This window comes from Rhodococcus sp. ENV425, from assembly GCF_002887785.1.
GTDB lineage: Bacteria > Actinomycetota > Actinomycetes > Mycobacteriales > Mycobacteriaceae > Rhodococcus > Rhodococcus aetherivorans.
On record NZ_PCZU01000131.1, the window covers coordinates 1159 to 9790 of the forward strand.

Consider the following 8632-nt stretch of genomic DNA (forward strand, 5'->3'; position numbering starts at 1 on the left):
CTCTTCATCAGCGGCTGGATGCGGGTACCGAAGTTCTCGATGCCCTCGACGAAGTCGTCGAAGGTGAGCATGATGCCCTTGATGCCCTCGATCTCGGCGACCTCGTCGAGCAGCTTCGCGACGGTCTCGTACGAGCCGACGAGGGTGCCCATGTTGAAGTTCACCGCGCCCTCGGGCAGGGAGATGGTCTTGGCGGTCGAGGCGTCGTCGGCGGTGGCGTCGGCAGCGGACTGGTCGGCCATGTAGCCGAGGGCGGCGAGGTCGGCGTTGTCGTGGTAGTCCTGCCACTTCGCCTGGGCCGCTTCGTCGGTCTCGTCGGCGATGATCATGAACAGCGTCAGGGCGCCGACGTCGCGGCCCGTCTTGTTCGCCGCCTCGACGAGGGTGGCGGTGGCGTCGGAGATCGCGGTGGGCGTGTTGATGCCGGTGCCCATGATGAAGTTGAAGTCGGCCATCTCGGAGGCGAACTTCATGCCGCTCTTGGACTGTCCGGCCGCGACGATCGGCACGGCGCCGCCGGTGGGGCTCGGCGAGAGGACGCACTCGTCCATCGTGTAGTGCTCGCCCTTGAAGTTGCTGACGCCGTCGGCCCACAACTGCCGCATGACGGTCACGTATTCGGTGGCCTGCTGGTAGCGGTAGCCGAAGTACTCCTCGCCCGGCCACAGGCCCATCTGCGTGTATTCGTTGGGCGCCCAACCGGTCACGATGTTGACGCCGAAGCGGCCGGGGGCGATCGAGTCGATGGTCGACGCCATGCGGGCGACCATGGCCGGCGGGAGGGTGAGGATCGGGGTGGAGGCGAACAGCTTGATCTTCTCGGTGACGGCCGCGAGGCCGGCCATGAGAGTGAACGACTCGAGGTTGTGATCCCAGAACTCGGTCTCGCCGCCGAAGCCCTTGAGCTTGATCATCGACAGGGCGAAGTCGAGGCCGTGCTTCTCGGCCTTCTGCACGATCGTCTTGTTGAGCTCGAACGACGGCATGTACTGCGGCGCGCTCTTGGAGATGAGCCAGCCGTTGTTGCCGATGGGGATGAAGACGCCGATTTCCATGTCGCTCCTGAAGCTGCGGGGATTCGAAGAAGCGGTGGGGCAACGTTGCCCTGCTCGCTATGACTTCGAATGTATTCAGGGGTTATTGCCGGATCGGAGCTCGTGGGTAACGGACTTGTTGCCCCGGTTAACGATCTTTGACGGACTGCGCACGTCCCACTTGGCCGATGGGAGCCGCACTCCCCCGCTGCACCCATTCCACCCCGAAGTTCCGGTGCACCGGCGCACCCGCCGCGCCGTCGATCCGCGCGAGCAGCAGTTCGGCGGCGGCCGAGGCCATGTCCTCGAGGGGCTGGCGCACCGTCGTCAGGTCGAACATCGACCAACCCGACGCGTCGAGGTCGTTGTAGCCGACGATCGACACGTCGTCGGGCACGAGCAGGCCCAGGCGTTTGGTGGCGTCGAGGGTGCCGTAAGCCATGTAGTCCGTCGCGCAGAACACGGCTGTCGGCCGGTCCGGCCGGCTCAGCAGCTCCATGCCGCCCTCGAAGCCGGTCTTCGCGTCCACCGCGCCACGGTGAACGAGCGTCTCGTCCAACGGATGGCCGTGCCTGTCGAGGCCTTCCCGGAAGCCGGCCTCGCGCAGCTTCACGCTCGCGTTCTCCAGGGGGCCGGAGATCAGCCCGATGCGCCGGTGCCCCATCTCGATCAGATGGTCCGCGACGAGCCGGCCCCCACCGACGTTGTCCGACGTCACCCGGTCCACCCGGCCGGCCTGGCTGCCGTCGACGTCGCGGTTGAGGATCACCAGCGGGATCTTCCAGTCGATCATCTCCGACACGATGGGTGAGTCCAGCCGGGCCGAGATGAACACGACCCCGTCCACCAGCCCGCCCCGCAGCGCCAGGATGTCCTTCTCCAGCGACCCCTCGGTCCGGTCGCTCATCAGCAGCACCCGATAGTCGTGCTGCGCAAACCGGTCCTGCAGCGTGTTCACCAACGTCGGATACGACGGATTCCGCAGATCACCACTGACCACCGCGATCGACGACGACCGCCGCGTGATCAGACTCCGCGCCGTGATGTGCGGGACGTACCCCATCTCCTTCGCCAGGGCCTGGATGCGCTCGCGGGTCTCCTCGATGACGCGCGGGTCGCCCCGGAGGGCACGGGACACCGTCGACTGCGACACGCCTGCGGCGCGTGCGACGTCGTAGCTGGTGACCGACTTGTTGCCCACGCACGGATTCTAGGTATACGCAGGCCTCCGCGGCGCGCCCTACTCGTCGACCCGTTCCACCATCGGCACGATGAACTGCCGCGCGAGCGCCACCGGTTGCTCGTTGTCGTCGATGTCAACCACGTCGCCGGGCACCGTCAGAAACTACGCCGAGATCCGGACCATCATCTCGGCCGTCAGGTCAATGTTCAGACCGTCCGGGGTGTTGTCGGCGCGCTGCTCACTGCGGAGCTGACGGGCGACGAACTGCCGGGGTTATGAGCATCCGCCCGTCCTCGCCGACAAGCGGGCCGGCCAGCAGGGTCGGCTCGGTCTGGAGGAGGTTGCCGATCAGGGAATAATGGCCCCAATTCCCGACTGCGTTGCCGTGTTGTACGACCCGACCAGCAATGTGCTGCGACCGCAAGCGCGCCGACGGCAAGAAGCACAACGCCGACCAAATCTGGCTCATACGGCAGCGTTGCGATGTCCTCTACGCCATGCTCGAGAACATAACCCTCTGTAACACCCCACTCCCTCGGCGGCTTGCCAGAAGTCAGAGGGGCACCAGCCAGATCGAGGCCACTCCGTTGCTTCGCGCGCAGTCTTACGATGGTTCGCAGTCTTACGATAGTTCCTTGACGCGAACGCTGACTTGCCATCTAGGGTGCCCTTACAGACGCCAACAGTGCGGGAGCCGACACAAGGGGGTGGGTGGATGATCTCAGGATGGCGCACGACGATCGATGCTGTCGGCAAAAGTGTATTGCCACCGGATCCCGATGTGCTTGAGGCCATCGGACTCAGTCACAAGTTGACCTCGGCGATCGCTGATCTCGTCGACAACGCCATCGACGCGAAGGCTACCAACATCTGTGTACGTTTCGTCGAGGTCGAGGGACGCCTGTCTTCCCTGCTCGTCTCGGATGACGGCATAGGCATGGACGATGAGGCCATCGACCGTGCCATGACGGTGGGTAAGCGACGTGAATACGACGACCAGGCTCTGGGGCACTTCGGAATGGGACTGAAGGCCGCCTCATTCAGCCAAGCCGACGTGCTCACAGTCATGTCCAAGCGGGCGGGAGGGAAACCGGTCGGCAGAAGGTGGGTGCGCAGCGGTGCGAAGAATTTCGAGTGCGACGTCTTGGACTCGGAGCAGGTCGGATCGGAGCTTGATGCAGCGCCGGTCGAGCAATCCGCTGGCACAATCGTGCGCTGGGATCACATTCGGACCTTCCCTGCTTCCGACGACCGTCGCGTTACAGACGACTTCCTGTCCAGAACCTTTCAGGAACTTCGCACCCACCTCGGCCTAGTGCTACATCGTGTACTGGCGAAGAGCCCAATATCGATCACCCTGGATGTCCTCGACGCCGACTCGGGCGAGACCGGCGCACCCCAGACGATCGATCCGGTAGATCCGTTCGGTTATCGCCGAAGCGGCCAGGCCGGGTACCCTAAGACATTCGAATGCAAGGCCGGGGGGCGGATCCTTCCCATCCATGCTCACATTTGGCCAGCACGCAGCGAGGCTCTCGACTTCCGCCTCGACGGAAACCCGGAACGACGACAGGGCTTCTATTTCTACAGAAACGACCGGCTCCTGGAGGGCGGTGACTGGAAGGGAGCGACCGTGCCCAGCCGTCGCCTCCAGTTGGCCCGAGTCGCGGTAGACATCTCCGATGCCCTGGATCTGTTCTCGATGAGCATGGAGAAGAGCACCGTCCATCCGAAGCCGGAGTTCATCCGTGCCGTTGGCAGGGCCATGGCACCTGATGGAACAACGTTCTCGGAATTCCTGGAGACCGCCGAGAACGTCTACCGAGTCGGCAACCAGCGGAACAGAGGACGCAAGGAGGTCGTTCCCCCCGGTCCGGGATTGGCTCCCGCCGTGAAGCGCGCGATCACCTGCGAGCTGCCCATACATGATGGCCGTGTCCCGATGGAGATCCGGTGGAAGTGGCTGCCAGGTGACGACTTCTTCGAGGTCGATCGCTCACAGAACACTTTGTGGCTCAACACCATGTACCGGAAGGCCTTGTTGGCTGGGCGTCGCGGCGGACTCAACGACGTTCCGGTCGTCAAGGCTCTCCTCTACCTCCTCGTCGAGGACATCTTCACGGGTTCGTCATACGGTCCGAGAGATAAGGACAACGTCGAGATCTGGCAGTCGATTCTTACCGCCGCGGCTCAGGCTGAAGCCAATGACTGACCGGTTGGCCGGCGGCGCTTCCCGGCATCTCGGGATCGAGGGTGTCAAGAGGTACGTAGAAGAGGGCCTGCCTGGCACTCTCAGAGTGGAGGGCGCTCCGATCGGGTACCTGGTGATCGACCCGGCCGGTAAGCGTCTTGCGGTCCGGGTGCCAGCAGAGGGCCCACTTCCCAATTGTGCGCGCTACGAGAATGTCGCGGCTACCCGAGTGCGCCGTAATGGGAAGGACTGGAATGAGTTCAGCGTTGCCGCCGTCGATCACCTGGAGGACCTGTACCCGCTCCTGTGCCAGGTCCTCGATCGTGTCCAACTCGAGGGCCAGTCGTTCAACAGGGCGGTACTGGACGTCCTCCGGCTGTACCGCAGCGTCCTCAGCACCCGGACCGCGATGACGGAGTCGGACCAGATCGGCCTCTACGGCGAACTCCTCGTGCTGGAGCATCTCATCACGACATCCGGGGCTGAAGCCGCGATGGCCCGATGGCTTGGGCCCTCCGACGAGGAACATGACTTCGCCTTCGCTGACTTCGACTTGGAAGTGAAGACGACTTCCGCCGAGCGACGGCGACATTGGATCTCGTCCCCGACACAACTGACGCAGACGCAATCGAAGCAACTCTTCTTGCTGTCCATTCAGATCACCGGGGCCGGAGATCAAGGACGAAGCCTCCCTCAGCTCGTCAGCGAAATCGCTAGCCGACTCGGCCACCGATCGGCGGCGTTCCTGGCCGAGATGGCAAGGGGTGGGTACCGGGAGGCAGACGCTGATCTGTATCCGAAGCCGTGGACGCTCAGAACGCATCCGGCAGCATTCTGCGTCGACGAGAACTTTCCCGCCATCCACATAGAGGCCCTGGCCGAGTTCATTCCTGAGATCAGCCGGATAGTCGACCTTCGCTACCTGGTGGACCTCACAGGGCTGACACAGTCAACACCCGAGGTTCTGCACAGCCTCGTGAGACCCGCAGAGGAATCGGAATGACTATCCCTGTGAACGCCTACCTCGCCGCGCTCGGCGCCATGCAGGATCGGCCGAAGGATCTTCTCAAGCGTGCCGAGATGGAAGCCTCGGATTACGGCGGCGGCGAGGTCTCGCATGACTCGCTCCTGGCCCACCTACAACAAGCTTCCCCCAACGACCCCTTGAGGCAGAACTTCGGGCTCAGGTTGGCCAGATGGGACGCTGTCATCGATCCTGACTGGAGTGACCAGCTACCAGGAACCATCGACCGGCGGCGCGGCATCTACGAGTCTCTCGGCGTCACCGAGGCTGTGTCTGAGTGGCTCACCATGCACTACCCGCCCCATGAAGAGGGAACGATCGTCATCAGCAGCGACGAATGGGATCCCTGGTACATCTCAGAACGTCGTCACGGACGATTCTACTGGGACGCCTACGAGCGGCACCTGCTCGAGGTCAAGAAGTGGCCAGCTCTCGCTGTGCAAGACCTCGACAACGCCAGTGATCAAATCCTGGAGCGTCTCGCGGATCCGACCCGGAAGGAAGCGTTCCAAAGCAAAGGCCTGGTAGTCGGATATGTCCAGAGCGGCAAGACAGCCAACTTCACCGGTGTCGTGGCGAAGGCCATCGACGCCGGCTATCGCTACATCATCGTCTTAACGGGCATGATCGACCTGCTGCGCGACCAGACTCAGCGCCGTTTGGACATGGAGCTCGTGGGCGTCGAGAACCTCCTCGGCGATGGAACCCTTGACGAGGTTAGCTCGGATCCCAAATTCGATTACGGCCTGGATGAGGACTGGCCGTACAAATTCATGCGCCTCGGCGTCGACCCCGACACCGCCCAACAGCCGTCCATCACCCGCTACACCGGGCAAGCCGGCGACTACAAAGGACTGGGCGGAGCAGCAGACCAACTTAAGCCCGTCAAGATTCAACCTGATCTTCCGCTCTACGCACCGGAGAACCTCACCCGAGCACGAGCCGGACTCTTCGTCATCAAGAAGAACGCGCGGGTCATCGACAAATTGGTCGCAGACCTGAAGCGTGTTCGGAACTCGATCAAGGACATCCCGGTCCTGATCATCGACGATGAGTCAGACCAGGCCTCGGTGAACACGGTCAACCCCGAGAAGGTCGCGAAGGCGAAACAGGAAGGCAAAGAGGTAGCCAAGAGAACCGCAATCAACCGCGGCATCGGTGAGCTCCTAGGGCTCATGCCGCGAGCTCAGTACGTCGGCTACACGGCGACGCCATTCGCCAACGTCTTCATCGACCCCGATGATGCCCAAGATCTGTTCCCGAAGGACTTCGTCGTTGGTTTGAAACGACCCTTCGGCTACATGGGAGCGGCCGACTTCTCCGATGTGGACAAAGACTTCGACCCCACCACCACGCAGCTGGATCCCGCCGAGTCCAATCGCGCTGCCTTCATCCGCGATCTCCGGGCCGACGACCAAGAGGCCCGGTTCCAGGAGCTGAAGGATGCATTGGACATGTTCGTCCTAACCGGCGCCGTGAAGCTCTTCCGAGCGCACAAAAATTCCCAACTATCCTTCCGACACCACACGATGCTTGTCCACCAATCCGTCTATATGGCCGTACAGAAGGACGTGATGCAGGACGTGCAAACCCTCTGGGGGGAGTCCGGATACACGACCCCTAGGGGCCTTAACAGACTTCGAAAGCTCTACGACAAGGACCTCGCTCCCGTATCCGCCGCCCGGATCGAGGCCGGCGTGCCAGCGGTGCCCTCGTTCGATGCACTAAAGCCGTACATCGGCCAGGCGGTGGCACGCATCGCGGAACATGCGGGGAACCCGGTCATCGTCGTCAACGGCGACACGGACCTTCAGGCCAACCAGCAGCAACTCGACTTCGACAAAGGCAGCGTGTGGCGCGTCCTTGTCGGTGGCACGAAGCTGAGCCGCGGATTCACGGTCGAGGGCCTCACCGTAACCTACTTCCGACGCGTAACCAGGTTGCACGACACGCTTACCCAAGCCGGACGCTGGTTCGGATTCCGCTACGGCTACAGGGATCTGGTCCGTGTATTCATTGGTCGTAGCGAAAAGTTCGGCACGAAGCGAGTCGATCTGCTTGAGGCATTCGACGCGGTCGTGCAGGATGAGGAGGAGTTTCGGACGCAGCTGCGGTCGTACTCCCAGCTTGTCAACGGCCGACCGCAGATGCGCCCGATCGACATCCCACCCCTGGTCAGCCAGCACCTCTTTTGGCTGAAACCCACCGCAACCAACAAGATGTTCAACGCCGTACTCGAACAGCAGCATGACCCCGAGTTCGGACTCGACGGCCATCCAATCGATAGGACTGCGCTGGAGACGAACCTCTCTCTCTGGGAGGAGGTCCTCAATGAGCTCGGCCCACCGCGGCAGCTCTTGCAGACCGAGCCGCTCACGAACACTTTCGAGGCTCGATGCGGCATCGCGTCATACGCGCGCGTGCTGGCCCTGCTCCGGAACCACATCTGGCTAGAAAACTACCGCGAACGCGTCGTGGACCCACGCCTGCGGTTCCTCGAATCACTCCAGGACAAGATCGAAGACTTCGCTGTCATCTCTCCACAGCCGGGTGGAATTGCTAAGGAGGACTTCGGGACGATAGGAGAGTTTGCGGTGGTTTCGCGTAGGCGCCGGACCGAGCGCGGGAATCTCATGGGCGAGCCTACGGACCCCAAGCACCGGGGGCCAGCGATCAGGATAGCTACCGGGCACGCCCACACTGACCCGCGACTCAGCGATCTCGCAGGGGCCAGAAGGGGCGCCCTCCTCGTCTACGCGGTAAAAGACACGACTGAAGGCGCGGATCCCACCCGCATGTTCGGCTTCAGGGTGTTCCTCCCGAGCAGCGTCATCCCGCCCGGGCAGGCGGTCGTCCGGTTCCGAGCCAAGCAAGCCTCGAAGCAGGCTATCGTCGACAACACCGACCACGTGTAGGAATGACGGTTCTCCAGTTGAACGACAGTCCCTTTGGGCTGCCGCAGCGGGACACCTGATGCGTACGTCGTCGCGACTTTCGAATGCGTCCCATAAAATCGGGGGCGTCCGTTAGGCGCTGGATCCGGCCTGACATCGGTGAGTCCTAAGTTGGCTCAATATGAATGATGACACACGCCTAGGACCTGCTGGTCTCGACACGATCGAGAAAGTTCTCGCACACCAGCAGCTCCGGTTAAGCTCGGCGAGTGGCCTTTTGATGGCGCTCATTGAAAATGCCCAGTC

5 protein-coding genes and 1 pseudogene are annotated in these 8632 nt (G+C 62.6%); 4 read left to right on the top strand and 2 right to left on the bottom strand.

The window, feature by feature from the left end; genetic code table 11:
- Together rutA and CQZ88_RS10285 are read right to left on the bottom strand one after the other, a co-directional pair.
- On the bottom strand, positions 1 to 1055 hold a 1055-nt coding region (gene rutA, locus CQZ88_RS10280; protein WP_102799700.1), incomplete at its 3' end, for a pyrimidine utilization protein A.
- 127 nt (positions 1056 to 1182) lie between these two features.
- Positions 1183 to 2235 carry a LacI family DNA-binding transcriptional regulator gene (locus tag CQZ88_RS10285; RefSeq protein ID WP_102799694.1) on the bottom strand — a complete coding sequence of 351 codons (1053 nt, stop codon included), beginning with the start codon at positions 2233 to 2235 and terminating at the stop codon, positions 1183 to 1185.
- A gap of 364 nt (positions 2236 to 2599) precedes the next feature.
- On the opposite strand from CQZ88_RS10285, the pseudogene CQZ88_RS30800 reads away from it, so the two are divergent.
- The 4 genes and pseudogenes from CQZ88_RS30800 to CQZ88_RS10305 form a co-directional block, all read left to right on the top strand.
- Positions 2600 to 2753 (top strand): annotated as a pseudogene (locus CQZ88_RS30800) (IS110 family transposase); the annotation flags it as partial.
- A 179-nt stretch (positions 2754 to 2932) separates the two neighbouring features.
- Entirely contained in the window at positions 2933 to 4429 is a 1497-nt protein-coding gene (locus tag CQZ88_RS10295; protein WP_102799696.1) for an ATP-binding protein, read from the top strand.
- Complete coding sequence (locus CQZ88_RS10300) at positions 4422 to 5411, top strand: PD-(D/E)XK motif protein (protein ID WP_102799697.1); 990 nt, start codon at positions 4422 to 4424, stop codon at positions 5409 to 5411. The genes CQZ88_RS10295 and CQZ88_RS10300 overlap by 8 nt, the downstream gene beginning before the upstream one ends.
- Positions 5408 to 8347 carry a Z1 domain-containing protein gene (locus CQZ88_RS10305; RefSeq protein WP_102799698.1) on the top strand — a complete coding sequence of 980 codons (2940 nt, stop codon included), beginning with the start codon at positions 5408 to 5410 and terminating at the stop codon, positions 8345 to 8347. Before CQZ88_RS10300 ends, CQZ88_RS10305 begins: the two co-directional genes overlap by 4 nt.
- The last annotated feature ends 285 nt before the right edge of the window (positions 8348 to 8632 follow it).